Origin of the sequence: Levilactobacillus zymae (assembly GCF_032190635.1) — a bacterium.
Taxonomy (GTDB): Bacteria; Bacillota; Bacilli; order Lactobacillales; family Lactobacillaceae; genus Levilactobacillus; species Levilactobacillus zymae_A.
On the sequence record NZ_JAVLAS010000001.1, the window covers coordinates 669,537 to 688,521 of the forward strand.

Here is an 18,985-nt window from a genome sequence, read left to right on the forward strand (position 1 = left end):
CTCCCGCTAACGGCTAAAAACCGGTAGCGGGAGGGCTATTTTTAGAAGAAATCTAGTTAGTCCTTAGGTTGTGCGTGGCGCGCCTCCAGGGGACGGAGCCATTCTGACATGAACCAGAGAACCAGGAATAACGCGAAGCAGGCGAGACTGATGATCGCGCCAATCTTTAATCCCGGTGTCTGGTACGAAAGGGTCACTTTGTTCTCGCCCTTTTGCAACGGAATCCCAATCATTCCCGGATAATTCTTGACTACGGGGATGATTGATTGCGCGTGCATGGCCGACTGAATCTTCACGGGTTGACCGTTCACCTTGGCCGTCCATCCCGGTGTCTTGGGGATGGCAACGTACAACAATTGCCGGTCGGCGGTGCCCGTTACGGTCCCGGAGATCCAGGAAACGCCGCTGGTCGGGCCTAACTTGAAGCGTTGCTGAGCTAGGCGCTTGGTCAATCGACGGTAAGCGGCCTGATTCAACGACGCAAATTGGTTATGGTCTCCGGCGTCGGGATTGGCCGTGAGGTAGCTAATCTTGAGGACGGTGCCCTTGCTATGCTGGCCGAAGTTCATCACATAACGGTAGCCATCGGCATTGGTAAGGGGCTTGGCCTTCTTACCATTGACCCTTAGGCTGGAATAGATCACGTTGTTTTCCGGAGAGTAACCGTGTAAGAGACCGGTAGCGTTGACCCGTAAGGTGATGGTTTGGAGGTATCGATCACCATCAATCTTCGCGGTGGTCTTATCCGGCACGTTAGTGTAATCCTTAGACGTGGCCAGGCGATGACTGACATTGAGGATTGACGCCGACGCCAGCGTATTCGGTTGCACCCCCAGAGCGGTTAAGATTTTTTGTTGGTTGGTTAGCGCATCTTGGTCGTAAAGTTGCACTCGGGCCAACCGGTCGGGTACGGCAAACCCAATTCCCGCATAGGTGGTCAGTGCCGTGATGGGTGGCGTCTTATAGGAATTTAGCCGGTATTTGATGCCCAAAAGGGTGTCCGTGACGTGGGTGTACCCCTGAGGACTGATGCGGCGCACGTTGGGGCTAAAGTAGCCCAGATCGTGTTGAAAGACACGCGCCTGTTCTTCTAAGGTTGAGGCGTAAGAACTGATCCCCGCATAATTGAAAAGTAGGGGATCGTTATAGTGATTATAGGCCCCCTGATAGGCTCGCCCAATTGTTGAGTGTAGGTACTCAATTCGGTGGAGATTAGGCTTGGTCTTAGTGGCCCCCACCTGTTTAAGGAGGGCCGTGTCAGCTTTATAGGCCTTGGTAAAGGCGGTCTGCGAGCCGAACCCGATGCCGTGCGTGCCAATCAGGAAGCTGCCGCCCAATTCGGCGGAGATAACCAGTCCCATTAACCCAATACGCACGGGTCGCCACTCACTCACGAAGAGTAGCATGGTGTTCACTAGGAGCAGGCCTAACGCTAACCAGAGTAGGTGGAAGGCCGGTTGACTGTGTAGGTAAAGCGAATTGTTATAGGTGGGTTCCACCTTGTCGTAGAGCTTAGGCAAGATCCGAGCCGAAATAAAGCCAATGGTCAACAAGCCCGCTCCCCAGACCAACGCCAGAACCTTTTGGGGATCGTTCATGGTCTGGGCCGGGTGAGTTTGCCAAGCCCGGTAAGCCGTGACAATCGCGATGAAAGTAAAGAAGTACACGTTTCGGAATGGGAAACCCGCGGGTTGTTGGAACATGTGCCAAGCCGTATTGAGGATAGTAATCAATAGGCTGAGTCCCATGGCAATCAGCAGCCACATCGAACGTTTCTTTTCAACCGCCAAGATTCGGGGTGAAACGAAGTAGACGATTAGCAACAGGAACATGAGCGTCCCCATAAAAACCGACGGGGTGTGGTATAAGTGACCGCCGTAGGTACTGCCAGCCGGGCCGAACTGGGCCAACACTTCCGGACCGAATAAAGGAGACGGCGCGTAGTTTTGGGTAATAACGGTGCTTTTCCCCGTCAACAACATGCCTAGGGCCGTCGGGATGAGCACAATCATGGTCATCCCACCAGCTAAGACGGAGCCGATGATGAATTGGCGAATGGCCGGCCAATGCATCTGCCACACCGTTCTGAACGGTGTCGGGGTTGATTGGTGTTCGACGGTCAAGTAGATGAAGTAAAGAACGGAGAACAAGCAGGTCATGTACCCCATGTAGTAGTTTGATAGGATCGTGATGGTCAGACTGACCGTGTAGAGGCCAAAGTGGTGATGGTGCACCAAGCGATGGAGCCCTAGCGCCACGATAGGTAACCAGATTAGGGCGTCTAGCCACATCATGTCGTAGAAGTACATGGTGACGAACCCGCACAGACTAAAGGCCGTTGAGAAAAGCAGTAGTGACCAGCCCGTCTTAAGAAAAGCGTGCCGCAGGAAGATCGCCATGGTTAACCCAATCGTGCTGATCTTGAGGATGATAATCCAGGTCAGTGCCGTGGTGATTTGAGCGGCGGGAAATAAAAAGATCAATAAGTTGAACGGGCTGAGGACGTAGTACGTTAAGAGTGGTACTAGCCCGCTTCCCGTACCTAATGACAGGGAGAATAGGTGGAATTGGCCGTGTAAAATCGTGGTGCGCAGGTATTCCAAAATGGGAACGTACTGAGCGCCCATATCACTAAATAACAGATTCCGGTGACCAAAGGGGGTGATCTTGAGGTGCCAAAAGACCACCACCATGATGGCGAACGGAATCAAAAATGCCCCCCCATATACCCAGCGGCTAACTCTCAGTGCCGTCAGGGTATCTCGATGCTGTTTCATTGCAACCCCTCCGTAGATAACAATTAAAAGTATGGTGAAACCCGTGGGCTTGACCGTCAAAAAACGGGTCAGCGTGGTCGCCCTCACGACCACTGACGATGGGGCCAGCCACTTACCGAGTCTAAGGCAACGGGTTTCACTAGTCGTTGCCTGTATACTATCTAGCATAACACGTCACTAACGTTGCACAAAGTTTACCCCTTCCCTTGGGTAGGGGGCTAAACAATGGGGCAATCTTCACTTAAATTTAGGCCTTTGGTCACAAAATTAACTTAAGGTCCCGTTATTCTTGGTCAGGTAGACTATAATTTTAAGTGACCAAACGGTTGGCTAACTGCGGACCCCGCCAACGACGGACCGGCTCACTTTAGTGTCGCATACGCCGTCTGATGAAGGGGAACCGACGCAAAAGTGGGGAATAATGCCCTCACTTTTGACGTCACCGGTAGTGGTCTACCACCGTTAAGCTGATTAAAAAACCGACTGGTTAAATTTTAGCATGGCTTAAGGATCGATTGGTCAGGCTGACGTGTGTATAAAAAAGTAAATGTTAACCGGTGCGGGGCACCACCCGGTTAAGGACCAACAAGGATTTGAAGGAGGAATGCCCGTTGAGTGCTACAGCCCAAGTATTAGTTGTTGAGGATGAACGAGAATTGTCTGCAGATATTGTTGAATTAATTAAACCTATTTGTGAACCGACTACCGCCTATGACGGGGAACAGGGAGAGTTTCTGGCGAGTCAGGGCGTGTTTGACGCCATTATTTTAGACCTGATGCTTCCCGGTGAAAGTGGCTTAGATCTACTACTACACATCCGGAATCAGGGGATCGCCACGCCGGTGCTGATCTTGACAGCTAAGGACACAATCGCCGATAAGCTGCGAGGGTTCAATGACGGTGCCGATGATTACGTGACTAAGCCGTTTCACCGCGAGGAGCTCTTGGCCCGGATGAAGGCGTTATTGAAGCGGACCGGGCACCTGAACAATAGTGACGTGATTCGCCTGGGTCAGTTGGAAATCAATACCAGCAAGCATCTGGCCACCTTTAACGGCGACCCGCTGACGTTGAAGGGACGGGAATTTGATCTGTTGGCTTATTTGGCGGCGAACCCGGGGACCATTATCACCAAGGAACAGATTTTCAACCGTTTGTGGGGGTTTGATTCCGAGACCAGCCTCTCCGTGGTGGAAGTCTACATGAGTAATTTACGCAAGGAATTGAAGCGCGCGGGGAGTGATCTTTCCGTTCGGACCATTCGCAACGCCGGGTACATTGTGGAGGCCCCTGATGAGCAATAAAGTGAATCGGGCCCAACGCCGGCGGCTCTTCCTGAGTAATTTTATCGGCTTTTCCCTGATCTTCATTCTTTTAGGGGTGATTGTGTTCGTGCTGTTTAGCCGTGCTATGCTGACCAGCACCGACCAGGCCTTACGAGTAGAAAAATCCGCGCGGCTACAGGCACCTTCACAAAAGCCGTTCGGGCCACATAAGGGCCCCTTCAAGGGAAACAGTCAGACCCAGCACCCGTTCATGACCACTACGTTAGTGTTCAATCAGCACGGAAAAATCACTAACAAGGTGCAATTAGGTTCGCGGTACGATACCCTTAAGGACATTCAGCTTAACCGTTCGCAGGTGGGGCAGTTGAAGACGATCAAGGTCAACGGTAAGTACAATTTCCGTACCCTATTGGTTAAGGCGCCCAAGACTGTTACCGACAAGTCTGTGGCGGGAAAATACCTACTGATTATGGAAAATATCGATCCGCAAAAGGCGGCAATGCGTAATTTTACGCGCATTATGCTGATTACCATGGGCATCTTCTGGCTCTTGTCGATCCTGATGAGCGTTTGGATGTCGCGGCTAACCATGCGACCAATTCTCAAGTCCTGGGGGCGTCAGACCGAATTCGTCGGGAACGCCGCGCACGAATTACGGACGCCGTTAACCATCATTCAAAACAAGTTAGAATTTTTACTGACCAAGCCTAACGATAAGATTATCGACCAGGCGGCCAACATTGCGATTGCGAATAGTGAAAGTCAGCGGCTCCAGAAGCTGACCCACGATCTATTAGCGTTGGCCCGCTCGGATTCGAACACCTTACAGACCAATTTTGAGACCACCGCGGTAGCGGACTTTCTGCAGGATACGGTGGAGCCCTATACCGAAATTGCGGCCAGTCAGGGCAAACGCCTGGTTTTGGCCCCAGTTCCCGCGTTTAAAGCCGTCCTTGACCAGGACCTGATTCACCAACTGATGAACATCCTGATCGATAACGCCCTCAAGTATTCGCCCCAAAGCAGTACCATTACCATTACCGCCAAGGTCGTGGGGCGGAAGTGGCAGCTGATTGTGGCCGACCAAGGCATCGGGGTGACCGGCCGCGACCGGCAACGGATCTTCGACCGGTTCTACCGGGTCGACACCTCCCGTTCTCGCCAGACGGGGGGCAACGGGTTGGGACTGTCCATTGCCCATTGGATTGTGGATCTCCACCACGGAACCATCGCGGTGCGTGACAATCAGCCACAAGGCAGCCAATTTGTGACCACCTTGCCGCTGAACTCATCGCAAAATGGTCATCATGGTAAACGAAAATAGCACGAAGGTTCAGCGATTAACAGCTGAGCCTTTTTTGCCGGGGAACAGTTTGCAGAAATATTTTAATATGGTAAGCTTTGTTCATTAAGTTAAATCGAAATTGGTACAGGTATAAGGAGCATGCACATGTTAACTATCCGTGATATTGCCGCCAAAGCCGGGGTCTCGGTCTCGACTGCGTCACGCGCGTTGAATAATAATCCACGTATCAGTCAGGCCACCCGTGAGCGGATTCAGAAGCTGGCCGCCGCTGAAGGTTATTTACCTAACTACAATGCTAAAAACCTAACGGCGGGGGAAGCCAATGCGGTCGGGGTCGTGTTCCCGAATACGGAACGGGTCCTTTCCGAAAATCCTTTCTATATTGACTTACTCCGAGGAATCAACACCCAATTGGTCCAGCGCCACTATGTGCTTTCGGTCGCCATTAGTTCGACGGCCGAAGAGCTATTGGCGAACGTCAAGTCGATGGTGGCCCAAGGAAAGATCAAACGCTTCATCCTGTTCTATGCGCATCAAGACGATCCAATTGCCGATTATCTGCGGCAACAACACTTGCGCTTTGTGACGATTGGTCAACCGGATCAACACCACAATGATTTCTTCGTTGATAATGACAACCTGCAAGCCGGGATTGGTGCGGCGACTTACCTGTTCGACCAGTTGAACGTTAAGCATCCGGTCTTTGTCGAATCGGGACACCACTGGGCCTATGAGCAACAACGACGGGAAGGGTACGACCGGGTGGCGGCTCGGTTTAACGTGGAGCCGTTGGTCTGCAAGTTGGGGGAACCCAACCGGGTCAGGGCGTTTATTAAGCAACATCCAGAGATTGACGGCATCATGGCAACGGATGACTTTAACGGCATCGAATTTTACCGGTTATTCCGCGAAAAGTATGGGGTTAGCCAATTTCCGGTGGTGAGTTTTAACCATTCGTTGCCGGAAGGGTTAACCGATGCGGATTTGCATTCGGTAGATTTGTTCCCCGAAAAGATGGGGTCAGCGGCGGCGGTGTTATTGTTCAGCGACAAGGAACCGCTAGAAACACCAACGCCGGGTCAAATCCGAATTCCGTATGCGATAAACTAAGGTGCGTCAAGGGGTGCTCAGCGGGTGAGCATTAACGTCATCACATGATTTATCCTGGGCTTGGATGAATTATGTGATGGGGTTAAGCGGAACCCGTTGCCCCTTGTAAGCCCGATTCAACCTCAACAGAAGCCTAGTGGGGTTAAGCGCAGTGAGCTGTTCTTGTAAGCACGTTTCAACCATAGTGGCCAAAGAGGGGCGGCACCCGTTGCCCCTGGTAAGTTCGAATCGATAACGGACGGTTTGCTGCAAACACGCAAATTGGTTTGAACCATTATTGCATGATTTAAGCGGTGGTCGTGATTCAGTTAAAAAATTTAATGTCAGTTAAGCACCACTCCAGAAGCGCGTAAACGCCCATGGGGGTGGTGCTTTTAATTGTCAGACCAACCAATTAGCAATTGGAATGGTCCAAAGTTTTAACGAAAAGTTTTGCGCAAACGGTTGCATTAAAATGAAAGCGGTGCCATAATAAATAATGTAATCGGTTGCGCAGAAGATAGCGCAGCGTTTCAGCAATTATTTAGGTTTTTAATTGGGTTAAGGAGGTTTTGTGTCATGGCAGATGTCGTGTCTAAGGATACTACCACGGTCGATAATCCCAAAACGGGGTTGCCAAACTTATCAGCCAGTACCATTTGGATGATTAACTTTGGGTTCCTGGGGGTTCAAACGGCCTTTACGTTACAAAGTTCGCAAATGAGTCGGATTTTCCAAACCATTGGGGCCGACCCCAACAGTTTAGGGTGGTTCTTCATTTTACCACCACTGGCTGGATTGGTCGTCCAACCAATCGTCGGGTATTATTCCGATAGAACCTGGGCACCGAAATTAGGTGGCCGGCGGTTGCCTTACTTAGCGTTAGGTACCATCGTGGCGGTTATCGTCATGTGTCTGTTACCGAACTCCGGTAGTATGGGCTTCGGGTACGCGTCACTCGCCGCGTTACTCTTCGGGGCCATCACCGTGGCCTTCCTGGACTTGTCATCGAACATTGCGATGCAACCGTTCAAGATGATGGTCGGGGACATGGTCAACGACGATCAGAAGAGTTACGCTTACGGGATTCAAAGTTTCTTGTCGAACACCGGGGCCGTTTTAGCCGCTATTTTACCATTCCTATTCGCCTACTTCGGTTTGAAGAACGTGGCCGTTAAAGGGGTCGTGCCCGACACCGTGAAGATTGCCTTCTACGTCGGCGCCATCTTATTGGTCATCACGAGTCTGTTCACCATCTTCCGGGTTCACGAATACGATCCCGAAACGTACGCCAAGTACCATGGTATCAGCCAGGAAGATAACACGACCGGTGGGAACTGGTGGACGTTACTGAAGTCCGCACCGAAGGTTTTCTGGACCGTTACCTTAGTTCAATTCTTCTGCTGGGTCGCCTTCCAGTACCTCTGGACTTACTCCGCTGGGGCCATTGCTGCCAACGTTTGGAACACTACCAACGCCGCTTCCGCGGGTTACCAAGCTGCCGGGAACTGGTACGGGGTCTTAGCCGCCGTGCAATCCATTGCCGCCGTGGTTTGGTCCTACGTCTTAGCTAAGTTACCCAATAGCGCCCACAAGTTGGGCTACGCCGGTAGTTTAGGCTTAGGGGCCGTTGGGTTTATCTCCGTGTTCTTCATCCACAACCAATACGCTTTGATCGTTTCCTTTATCTTAGTCGGGATTGCTTGGGCGGCAATGAACACGTACCCACTGACCATGGTTACCAACGCCTTATCTGGGGCCCACATGGGGACTTACTTAGGCTTGTTCAACGGCTCGATTTGCTTACCACAAATCGTGGCTTCACTGGCCAGCTTCGCACTGTTCCCATTATTGGGTGGTGCCCAAGCCAACATGTTCTTGTTAGCCGGCATCATCATGGCGATCGGGGCATTGTCCGTCTTCACCATTAAGGAAACTTACAAGGCTTAATCATTTAAACATTAACTCGCTAATCCACAACGCTGATATTTGGATCGTTGTGGATTAGTCATTCAAATTCTTACAAAATGTTCAACAACGATTGACGGAATTATTCATAGAAAGGGAGTTTTCAACGATGAAACGTATCTTCGATGTGCAACCTTGGAACGTCGTGACCCACACCTTTGACCCTAAAGATAAGCGGCTCCAAGAATCCATGACCAGCCTAGGAAACGGCTACATGGGCATGCGCGGTGACTTTGAAGAAGGTTACAGCGGCGATTCACTGCAAGGCATCTACTTGGGTGGGGTCTGGTACCCCGATAAGACCCGGGTCGGCTGGTGGAAGAACGGTTACCCGAAGTACTTCGGGAAGGTGGTCAACGCCGTCAATTTCATCAAATTACCAATTGAAATCAACGGTCAACGCGTCGACCTAGCCCAAGACCAGATCAGCGACTTTACCCTGGACCTCGACTTACACACGGCCGTTTTGACCCGGTCGTTCACGCTGAAGCGCGGGGACGTCAAGGTCGCCTTGACCTTCGAACGCTTCTTGAGTGTGGCTCAAAAGGAACTCTCCGTTCAAAAAGTCACGGTCAAGAACTTAAGCGCCACGAACGTGGACGTGAAGTTACTGCCCGCCATCGACGCCGACGTGATGAACGAAGAAGCTAACTACGACGAACGGTTCTGGGACGTCTTGGCAACGGACCAACAAGCCGACCGCGGGAGCGTGATTGCTAAGACCACGCCGAACCCATTCGGCACGCCTCAATTTACCTCCGGCATGGAAATGCGGATGGTCAGCGACCTAGATAACGTGGCTATCGCTCAACCGAACGACAAGGAAGTGGCCACGGTCTACCAAGGCACGTTGGCGCCCCAAACGGCCACGACCTTAGAAAAGCGGGTCATCGTAGTCACGTCGCGCGATTACAAGACCCAAACGGACCTCACCACGGCCATGCACCAACTGAGTGATCGGGTCGCTAAGGAAAGCTACGCCGACTTATTGGCTGCCCACACCCAGGTCTGGGCTCAACGGTGGGAAAAGTCCGACGTGAAAATTACCGGTGACGATGAATCACAACAGGGGATTCGGTTTAACCTGTTCCAGTTGTTCTCGACCTACTACGGTGAAGATTCACGCTTGAATATCGGCCCGAAAGGCTTTACCGGTGAAAAGTACGGTGGCGCCACTTACTGGGACACCGAAGCCTTTGCCTTCCCGGTTTACCTGGGGATCACGGATCCTAAGGTTACCCGCAACCTGTTGATGTACCGTTACAATCAATTACCGGGTGCCTACATCAACGCCAAGGAACAGGGCTTAAAGGGTGCGTTGTTCCCAATGGTGACCTTCGACGGGATCGAATGCCACAACGAATGGGAAATCACGTTTGAAGAAATTCACCGCAACGGCGACATCGCGTTTGCGATTTACAACTACACCCGTTACACCGGTGACGATTCCTACGTCCTGCATCAAGGGGCCAAGGTCTTAACTGAAATTTCGCGCTTCTGGGCCGACCGGGTCCACTTCAGCAAGCGCAACAACCAATACATGATTCACGGGGTCACCGGGGCCGACGAGTACGAAAACAACGTCGACAACAACTGGGACACCAACATGCTGGCGCAATGGACGTTGAAGTATACGTTGGAAATCCTGGATAAGGTTGACGCCGACGTCGCCAAGCAACTGGCCGTATCCGCTGATGAAAAGGCCCACTGGCAAGATATCGTGGACCGGATGTACCTGCCATACGACAAGGATCTGAACATTTTCGTCCAACACGACGGGTTCTTGGACAAGGATATCGAACCGGTTAGTGCCATTCCGGCCGACCAACGCCCAATCAACCAACACTGGTCTTGGGATAAGATCTTACGTTCGCCGTACATCAAGCAAGGGGACGTCCTACAAGGAATCTGGGACTTTATCGACGACTACACGACGGAACAGAAGAAGGCCAACTTTGACTTCTACGAACCCCTGACGGTGCACGAATCCAGTCTCTCCCCGGCCATCCACTCGGTTTTAGCGGCCGACCTACACTACGAAGACAAGGCCGTCGAGCTGTATGAACGCACGGCCCGGTTGGACTTGGACAACTACAACAATGATACGACCGACGGGCTGCATATCACGGCCATGACGGGTGGCTGGATTGCCGTGGTTCAAGGCTTTGCCGGTATGCGGGTTCGCAACGGCCAGCTCCACTACGCGCCATTCTTGCCGAAGAAGTGGAACAGTTTCTCCTTCCGGCAGGTCTTCCGGGGCCGTCTAATCGAAGTCAGCGTCGACCAAGCTGGTGCGCACTTCAAGTTATTGAGTGGCGACCCACTGGACATCGACGTGGCGGGTAAGACGGTTTCGCTACAGCCAAACACAGTGGTCGAATAACTTATTAATTCAAAAAAATCGACTGACTCTCCAGTGAGGGGGTCAGTCGATTTTTTGTGGTTAAACGGGCGTATACGGATTGTCCGTACCCGAGTTGTCTGAGTCGCCCGTGGTATCAGTCGTTGAACCGTCGTGAGGGGCCTCGGGGGCCGATGTTGGTTCGCTGAACGGCATCGGTTCACGTTCGTGGTCCTTTTGTTGGACCAACGGTGAGGTTTGGTCCCAGAAGAGGGGCCATTCGCCGGCGAGGGTTAGGCTTTCGAGTTCGAGTTGCCCGGCAATCAAGATTTGCTGGGTGATCTGGGTGTGGTAGTCCGCTACCAATTTTTGAATAATGGTCGCATTGTGGGCTAAATCGGCACTGCCCAACGCGGAGAGGTCCGCTTGGTGGTCGCGCCGTAATTGTTTTTCGAGGTCGCGTAAGCGCCGTTCGATGGGACGGTTAAATTTAGGTTGGTTTTGCGCATCGTAAGCCACCGCAGGGGTGATGCCCACGAAAACGGCTTCGAGGCGGGGGTAGTTATCGTCAAACGAGTTGGCTTGTAAGACGTCAAATTCCCACCCAATGGATTCAACTGACATAGGGGATCTCCTTTGAGAAAATAGTCTAGTGTCCAGTCTACGAAAGGCTAGGGAGCCTGTCAAACGAAAAAAGGTCCCGTCACGAGGACGGAACCAGGTTAGGTTTGGGTTAGGACGGGGGAGAGACTCCCCCAAGTGAGGGTCGCGTTACAACACCGGGCAACGGCCCATCACCGAATCGACGCGTCTGGGTGAGATACCAGCGAGACACGTCAATTGTGAATCAGCTGGGGTGATTACCAGCTAGCCTTCTTGACGCCAGGAATTTGACCCTTGTGCGCTAAGTCGCGGAAGTTTAACCGGGATAACCCGAATTTCCGCATGTAGGCGTGAGGCCGACCATCTAAGTGATCGCGGTGGTGCATCCGTACTGGGGAAGCATCCCGGGGTAAGAGGGCGAGTCCGGCGTAATCGCCCGCTGCCTTCAATTCTGCCCGCTTAGTCGCGTACTTGGCGACCGTGGCCTCGATCTTCTTTTCCTTTGCAATCTTGGACTTTTTTGCCATGCGTAAAGCTCCTTCCAAATAAATGATAATAATTACGCTTTACTAGAGTACCATGGGGGGTATTTGGTGTCAATCTTTTAGGCCGACCAGTAGAAAACGCCACCGAAAGTCGGTGGCGTCGCAGGGGGCATATTAGTAAGTTAAATCGTAGGAAACGTGGTAAACCTGAGTCTTACCCGCGGGTAAGGTGACCTTGCCGAACCCGTCGTGATTCATGGAATCCGGTAGCGTTTGTGGCTCTAAGGCAATCCCCATATAGGGTTGGCCGGCACCGGTGGCTAGCTTCAGCGACTTGTCGAACGAGTTCGCCGTGAAGACCACCAGAGCGTTGCGGTCAGACTTCATGGTCACGGAGCGTTTGGACTTCGGATCGCTTAACTTCGCAATCGTTCCGTCCGCCGCGGGGGTTAGGTGAAAGACGTCGTCGAAGCCCTTTTCGGGAATTCCCTGTAAGGCATCGATGGCCTCGCCCAGATTTTGCCCGTGGGAGAAGTCGTAAGGCGTTCCGGCCACTGGCAACATCTTCCCGGTGGGGAGTTTTTCGTCATCGAGGGCTAACCGTTCGTGACTGTTGACTTGCAAGGTTTCTCCCACAATTAACGTTTCGTCGCTGAGGTTGAAGTAGAGGTGAGACGTGGGGTTGAACACCGTGGTCGCCGTAGCGGTGCCCTCGAAGGTTAACGTGACTTGGTCGTGGTTGTCCAGGGTCCAGATAATCTTGGCGGTCAGATCACCCGGGTAAGAATCGTCGGAACTCTTGAAGGTGTGCGTCAAAATGATCTTAGCGAGTTCGGGATCGCTATCGTCGAGCTCGCCGTCCCAGTTAACCGTGTCAAATCCGTGGGGGCCACCGTGCAGGGTGCTTGGCCCCTCGTTGGTGTCCAAGTGATGGGTTTGCCCGTCGATGGTCACCGTTCCCCGCGTAATGCGACCACCGGTCCGGCCGATGCCCATGCAAACGTAGAACGGATTGTCGAGATAGTGGGCCATTTTATGGTAAGATAACACCATGTTGTGTTCGCCGTGAGATCCGGGGACCAAGAGCTCGTGAAGGGTGGCCCCCCAGCTTAGAACGCCCAATTTTACCCCGTGATCGTTTTCGATTTGGTATTGCGTAACGGGTTGGTTTTGGTAAGTGTCCCATTTCGTTGCGGTCGTTTGCATAAACGATTCCTCGATTCTGTCGGATTTAGTCGATAAAACGCTTTCATTATTATACCTATTCTATTTTTCGTCCGGATAATTGTCAAATTATTTTCGGCGGTGTTTGGCGTGGCCAACCGGGGTTAATTGGATTAGTTTCCTGATATAATGGGATTTTATCTGAAAATCGATTTATACAGATAAATCACATAGCGGGCGTGTTCCGGGAAAATGAGACACGTAATTTGGGGCTTACCTTGTGTACAATTGAAAAAACTGGCATAATGGATGAGTTTAGGAGGGGTACGGTATGGAAAATAAATGGCGTTGGTTACCGGTAGTCCTTGGAGGTGGCTGGTTAGGCTACCACTGGTTGAGCCGTCGAACGGTGCGGCCGCTGCCGAAAGCGGCGCGTACCGACGTTCAGACCTCCCCAACGCCAACCGTATTTATTCCAGGATGGGGTGGTAATGCGTGGACCTATAACGGGATGTTGCGCTGGTTTGCTCGGCAAGGGTATGCCGCGAAGGTCTTGACGGTTCGCGTCGATTACCAGAATCATTTACATTTTCAAGGAACTTGGACGGGACAGGCGGACAACCCCACGGTACAGGTTCTTTTCGATCGGAATCTGACGTTAGGCTACCAGTAGCAAATCCGATGGGTTACCCAGATTTTGCGGGCATTGCACCGGCGCTACGGGGTAAACAGCTACAATGCGGTGGCCCATTCATGGGGCGGTAGCGCCATGGTTCAAAGCCTAGTCCGAGACGGGGCGGATCCGTCATTGCCCCGCTTACGCCGGTTAGTTCTTTTGGGGACGCCGGTCGACGAAAGTCAGGCTGACCAGCAAGATCCCGCTTACCAACGGTTACTCGCCTTGCGGCATAACTTATGGGCGAATGCGGGCGCCGAAATTCATAACGTGTACGGTCGCTTAGCCCGGCATGCCACGGACGGCCAAGTTCCGGTTCACCAGGCCACGGCGTTACGCGAGGTGGTTGCCCATAGCCCGATTCAGTACACCGAACATCCCGTTTGGGGGATCGGGCACGGACGGTTGCATTCTGCGTTGACCATGTGGCAATTAATTGCCCAGTTGTTGTGGGTCAACGAGAATGGGACCAACGGCAATTAGCTGGGGAGTATGAATATCCGGTACTGGGATTGTTTGGCTGACGATGTTAAGCAAAACTAGTAGTGACACCAAAGGTTTGGCGCCACTGCACCTGAGATGTTTGTCCCCGGCCCTTGAAAAGTTTAGCTCGATTTAACCTTGCGGGTTTAGAATAGCGTCGATGGCGGTGAACCCACCGTTGTGAGCGTTGTTCATAGGGGCATCCCCGCTGACGATGGTGGCCGTAGTGACTGCCAGTGACCGTTATGGCTACTGGTCTAATGCCCGGCGCTTCGACCGTAAATTGCTGCGGTGCAGCAGGCGCAGGTTACAAGTAGATTTCAACGACGCAGAAATCGTTAAATCCCCGTTAAATTCGGGCAGAATACTAGAGTTTCCATTCACAATGCTATAAACTATTAATCAAACGGTAACATAAATGCTGAAAATAACGGTTATAATGAATGGTTAGTGGGTAATAATAGTAACATCTTCAAAACCGAAATGACATATTTGAAAGGAAGAGTAGTATCTATGACGCAAACGAACGAGCTGAGTCAATCTTTAGAATGGTTTTCCCAATTACAAAAAATTATGCGGCCGGTAACGACCATCAAAACCGACGAAATTACGATTTCTTTGGAACAATTCAACTTGCTACACGCCATTACGGATCAACGAGACGATTTCACGCCAACGAAATTTGCTAACCAAATTGGCGTGTCCAAATCCATGATTTCCGGTCAAATCTCCCGGTTGTTGCGGGCGGGCCTAATCGAAAGTATTGCTTCGAAGGTCGACCGGCGGCAACATAACTTGAAGCTGACCCCAGAAGGCGTCAAGGTTTACACCCAGGTTCGCGGCCAAGTCGTCGACCGGTTAAACCAACTGCATGCCGATATTTCGAAGATGATGTAGTCATGTTATTAAACTAGTTAACTTAATAGACAGCAATTAATTAAAAGCCTCTCCATCGCAAAAATCTTTCAATCGTGTAACAATTGGGTTAAGTTGACCCAACGCTTTCATGTCTTAGTTATAATGAAAGTGTTGAAGGATTTTTTGGAAACGAATGGAGGGGTTTTTTGAAATTGAGGGGTAAGCACTACCTGCTAGCAGCCGTGACGATGGGGGTGACGCTGCTCGGATTTACCGCTTGGAACACGACGTTAGCGCCAAACACCACGGTGGTCGCTCACGCGGCAACTACGGTTAATGCGGTTCATCAAGGCATGGTCGGTGATTCGAAGACCATTAATAACGATGCTTTTCAGGCACTGATTGATAAGTATGATAATAGCGATGGGGTCACGGTGCACGTGCCAAAGGGGACCTACGTCTTTAACGCGGGGCACATTGTGTTACACGGCAATATGACGTTTAATTTTGATAAGGGCGCCGTTTTCCGGATTACCAACGGTCAACGGCTGAACATCGCCTATCCTAGTCCGCAAGCCGGTTACGATGGCGGGATTGCGAACGTCACCTGGAACGGGGCAACCTTCCAGGGGGATAACACCTCTGCGGGCCAAAGTGTGTTTGTTCAAAGCATTCACCACGCTCAGGACGTGACGTTTAACAACTGTGTCTTCGATAATGCGGAATCGCCTACTGGGCACTACATCGATATCGATGGGAGCCATGACGTGACCGTTAAGAATTCGGTCTTTACCGGGTTTAACGGCTCGATGGACTACAAGGAAGCCATTCAGGTCGACTATTCGAACAAGAAGGCCATGTCTTACAAGTTGGCCGGCGATAAATACGATAATTTACCGTCGTATAACGTGACGGTGGATCATAACAAGTTCCTCCCGGTTTCCCGGAAGTCGGGGCAGGTGCAATCCTACGCGCCGAACCCCATTGGGGAACACGCGGTGTATAACAAGGGGCAAGCCGGCATTATTCACGACGTCTACTTTACCAATAACACGGTGGTTGATCCTAAGCCATTGCTCGATGATGGGGTGGCCACGATTCACTTTAAGTGTGTCTCGGACCTCTACATCACGGGCAATAAGTTCATCAACCAACACGTCTTGGGTTCTGGGAACTACATTTACCTGTACAACTCCCAACCGGACTACAAGATGACTAACCTGAATATCACGGATAACACGTTTACTAACGTCAACCCTACCAAGCAGTACGTTTACTTGGATAGTGGGACGACGGACAATCCAATGACCAACGTGACGATTGAAAACAACAACGTGACGACACAAAAGAAGGGGATTCCGTTCGTCCAGGGGAACTTCCCCCTGACGGGTGCGGGGATGCAGATTAGTCACAATAAGATCAAGGTCGCCAAGCCGGTGGCCACGTCAGTCTCGACGCCAACCATCACGCAAACCACGGTCAAGCCGAATAAGGGGCAGAAGCTCAAGAAACGGCCTCAGACCAACAAGAAAGAAACTTACGTGGGTGGGTTGAACACGCAACATGCCCAGCTAAAGTCGAACTATAAGACTTACTCGCTGTACAATCACATTCGCGGTCACAAAAACTGGAACATCATGAAGTACAACTGGAAGAAGTTAAAGAACAAGCGGGTTTACCTGGATATGCGGGCCACGGCCGATAGTGGCAAGTGGTACCGGATTCGCTTCTCCAAGAATTCAACCACGAAGTACTGGATTCGTAAGGGGGCTCTGCAGTTCGACAAGATCGATATTGAAGAGTACAGCCGGGATCTCAACTTGATGAAGATTTATCCGGTCTACAACAAGGTCTTTAACGACTCGGCCTTGGCTAAGCAAAAGGGGACCACGGCCGATATCAGCGACCGGCGCGTAACGATTACGCACCGGGCTTACCGGACGGATTCTAACGGCAACCAAACCGTGTACTACCAGATGGCTAATGGTCTCTGGACACGGGCCAGTGCCTTTGATTTAAACTCTTAAACGGTCAACTTAACAAGTAGTCTGTTACCTACGGGTGGCAGGCTACTTTTTTTGAGTTGACCAAGGTATGGGATGCAGGTAGGTTGAAACACTGATTTTAAGGCCTCTTAACGTGGGGTGGGCACAAATTGGTAGCAACGTGGTGCTATTTGATGCATCCTTGTCGTGGATTGATGTTCTGCCAAGCCAATCAGCGGATTATAGTATAGCCATCAGTTAAGAACACAAACGATTTATGGAGGAAATTCAAATGAAAAAAACAGCTTTGATTACGGGGGCGACTGGTGGATTAGGCCGTGAATTTGTCAAAAAATTTGCGACGGCTGGTAAGGACTTAGTTCTCGTGGGACGCAATCCGCAGAAACTAGCGAACTTAAAGGCCATGGTCGAAAACCGTTATGCTGTAAGGGTGGAAACCATTGTGGTAGATTTTTCGACGGAAACGGCTGCCGAACAAATTTTTGATCACGTGACGGCTAAGGGCATTCAAATTGATTATCTGGTGAATAATGCCGGCTTAGGTGGGCAAGGCGTGTTTGTCGAACGCACGATGGCGCAAGACGTTTCAATGATGCGAGTCAACATGTTAGTACCTACTAAACTCATGAAGCTGTTCATTCCGGAGTTCGTTAAACGGGGGGCGGGTAAGGTCTTAAATGTGTCGTCGTCGGCCGCCTTGATTCCGGGTCCCTTACAGGCGGAGTATTACGCTACTAAGGCTTACGTGACATCGCTCAGCAATGCGATTGCTTATGAGGTCAAGGATACCGGGGTGACCGTGACCACGTTGATGCCGGGCGCCATTGAAACGGGCTTTGCCAAGGCGGGGGGATTAACCCAAACTAAAATGTTTGCCCACGGCGCATTACCGGCAGACGTTGCCCAAGCGGGGTACCAGGGAATGTTGGCCGGCAAATTAAACGTCTTTGCGGGGTTATCGGCAATGCAGCGCCCATTCGTCGGGTTAATGCCTATCCTGCCTAAGAAGGCAATTATGGGATTTGTCGCCAACCAACAATCAAATTCAAATTAGGGTGAGTTTTCATGAAAAAGTTTATTATCAACGGTCAATACCGGCAGTTATTAACCCAGTATGGGTTTAACGTGGAGAAAGTGTTAAAGGCGGCGAAACTGCCTGAGAATCTTTTTACGCATGAACAAATCAGATTGACTGAGCAGGAGTATTATCATTTAATGGATACCATCGCCAAGCAGGCGCCCAATCCGCAAACCCTGATAACCCTGGCGACGTACGACGATATCGAGACTTTTTCGGCCCCCATCTTAGCCGCTTATTGTAGCGAGAACGGGATGAAATTCATTGAGCGATTAGGGCAATACAAACCCTTGATTGGTCCCATTGGCTATCAAATCAGGACAGAACGGGAAGCGGTCACGGTGACGTTGAAATCGTTGAACGCATTGTCAATTACGTCGAAATTTTACACGGTTAGTGAGCTACTCTTTTTAATCAATTTGATCACCAAGGCAACTGAGGAAAACGTTGTTCCCTTGAAAATCACCACGACGTTTCCGGACATTGCCCAGCCAATTAGCGCGGCCCTGAAGGTTAACCCGACGGTGGGCGAGGTCGACAGCATCACGTTTAAATTGGCTGATCTTGAGCGCCCGTTTTTAACCGATAACGCGGCGCTACGGTCCTACCTAACTCCCGAATTAAAGCGCCGTTTAGCCGAACTGGAAGTGGATGAGTCGTTTAGTGCCCAAGTGCGGAGTGCGTTGGTTGACCTATTACCGGCGGGCGAAAGTACCATTGAAGACGTTGCTGGTAAATTGAACGTTAGTAAACGAACGTTACAACGTAAACTAAAAAACGAAGCGACTAGCTTTCAAAAACAGCTTAATGGTGTGCGTGGGGTGTGTCAAGAATCTTGTGTAAACTCGTCTTTGTATGACTAGTC

General features: G+C 51.2%; 13 protein-coding genes and 1 pseudogene. 10 read left to right on the top strand and 4 right to left on the bottom strand.

Annotated features, from left to right (window positions below):
• Positions 1 to 56 precede the first annotated feature (56 nt).
• Complete coding sequence (locus RI501_RS02990) at positions 57 to 2,777, bottom strand: YfhO family protein (RefSeq protein WP_313820292.1); 2,721 nt, start codon at positions 2,775 to 2,777, stop codon at positions 57 to 59.
• 611 nt (positions 2,778 to 3,388) lie between these two features.
• Between RI501_RS02990 and RI501_RS02995 the strand changes: the two genes are divergently transcribed.
• From RI501_RS02995 to RI501_RS03015, 5 genes are all read left to right on the top strand, one after another.
• A complete protein-coding gene (locus RI501_RS02995) occupies positions 3,389 to 4,081 on the top strand; it encodes a response regulator transcription factor (RefSeq protein WP_313820293.1) in 693 nt (230 codons plus the stop codon).
• Positions 4,071 to 5,387, top strand: a complete 1,317-nt coding sequence (locus tag RI501_RS03000; RefSeq protein ID WP_313820294.1) for a sensor histidine kinase — start codon at positions 4,071 to 4,073, stop codon at positions 5,385 to 5,387. Before RI501_RS02995 ends, RI501_RS03000 begins: the two co-directional genes overlap by 11 nt.
• A 126-nt stretch (positions 5,388 to 5,513) precedes the next feature.
• Positions 5,514 to 6,479, top strand: coding sequence for a LacI family DNA-binding transcriptional regulator (locus RI501_RS03005; RefSeq protein ID WP_313820295.1), 966 nt, complete (start codon positions 5,514 to 5,516; stop codon positions 6,477 to 6,479).
• A 558-nt stretch (positions 6,480 to 7,037) separates the two neighbouring features.
• A complete protein-coding gene (locus RI501_RS03010; protein WP_313820296.1) occupies positions 7,038 to 8,408 on the top strand; it encodes an SLC45 family MFS transporter in 1,371 nt (456 codons plus the stop codon).
• A gap of 127 nt (positions 8,409 to 8,535) precedes the next feature.
• Positions 8,536 to 10,809 (top strand): glycoside hydrolase family 65 protein, encoded by a 2,274-nt coding sequence (locus tag RI501_RS03015; protein WP_313820297.1) that lies wholly within the window; start codon positions 8,536 to 8,538, stop codon positions 10,807 to 10,809.
• A gap of 60 nt (positions 10,810 to 10,869) precedes the next feature.
• Here the strand turns inward: RI501_RS03015 and RI501_RS03020 are convergent, their stop codons facing one another.
• The 3 genes from RI501_RS03020 to RI501_RS03030 all read right to left on the bottom strand — a co-directional run bounded on the left by RI501_RS03020 (position 10,870) and on the right by RI501_RS03030 (position 13,061).
• Positions 10,870 to 11,391 (bottom strand): hypothetical protein, encoded by a 522-nt coding sequence (locus RI501_RS03020; RefSeq protein ID WP_313820298.1) that lies wholly within the window; start codon positions 11,389 to 11,391, stop codon positions 10,870 to 10,872.
• Positions 11,392 to 11,627: 236 nt separating this feature from the next.
• Positions 11,628 to 11,897, bottom strand: coding sequence for a 30S ribosomal protein S14 (gene rpsN / locus RI501_RS03025; protein WP_057733768.1), 270 nt, complete (start codon positions 11,895 to 11,897; stop codon positions 11,628 to 11,630).
• Between the two features lie 132 nt (positions 11,898 to 12,029).
• Positions 12,030 to 13,061, bottom strand: a complete 1,032-nt coding sequence (locus RI501_RS03030; protein WP_313820299.1) for an aldose epimerase family protein — start codon at positions 13,059 to 13,061, stop codon at positions 12,030 to 12,032.
• 289 nt (positions 13,062 to 13,350) lie between these two features.
• On the opposite strand from RI501_RS03030, the pseudogene RI501_RS03035 reads away from it, so the two are divergent.
• The 5 genes and pseudogenes from RI501_RS03035 to RI501_RS03055 all read left to right on the top strand — a co-directional run bounded on the left by RI501_RS03035 (position 13,351) and on the right by RI501_RS03055 (position 18,983).
• Positions 13,351 to 14,178: pseudogene (locus tag RI501_RS03035) on the top strand (alpha/beta hydrolase).
• A gap of 513 nt (positions 14,179 to 14,691) precedes the next feature.
• Positions 14,692 to 15,075, top strand: coding sequence for a MarR family winged helix-turn-helix transcriptional regulator (locus tag RI501_RS03040; protein WP_313820300.1), 384 nt, complete (start codon positions 14,692 to 14,694; stop codon positions 15,073 to 15,075).
• Positions 15,076 to 15,242: 167 nt separating this feature from the next.
• The gene (locus tag RI501_RS03045; protein WP_313820301.1) at positions 15,243 to 17,063 is read left to right on the top strand and encodes a glycoside hydrolase family protein; all 1,821 of its coding nucleotides are present in this window, start codon (positions 15,243 to 15,245) and stop codon (positions 17,061 to 17,063) included.
• A 250-nt stretch (positions 17,064 to 17,313) separates the two neighbouring features.
• The gene (locus tag RI501_RS03050; RefSeq protein WP_313820302.1) at positions 17,314 to 18,096 is read left to right on the top strand and encodes an SDR family NAD(P)-dependent oxidoreductase; all 783 of its coding nucleotides are present in this window, start codon (positions 17,314 to 17,316) and stop codon (positions 18,094 to 18,096) included.
• An 11-nt stretch (positions 18,097 to 18,107) separates the two neighbouring features.
• Positions 18,108 to 18,983, top strand: a complete 876-nt coding sequence (locus RI501_RS03055) for an AraC family transcriptional regulator ligand-binding domain-containing protein (protein WP_313820303.1) — start codon at positions 18,108 to 18,110, stop codon at positions 18,981 to 18,983.
• The last annotated feature ends 2 nt before the right edge of the window (positions 18,984 to 18,985 follow it).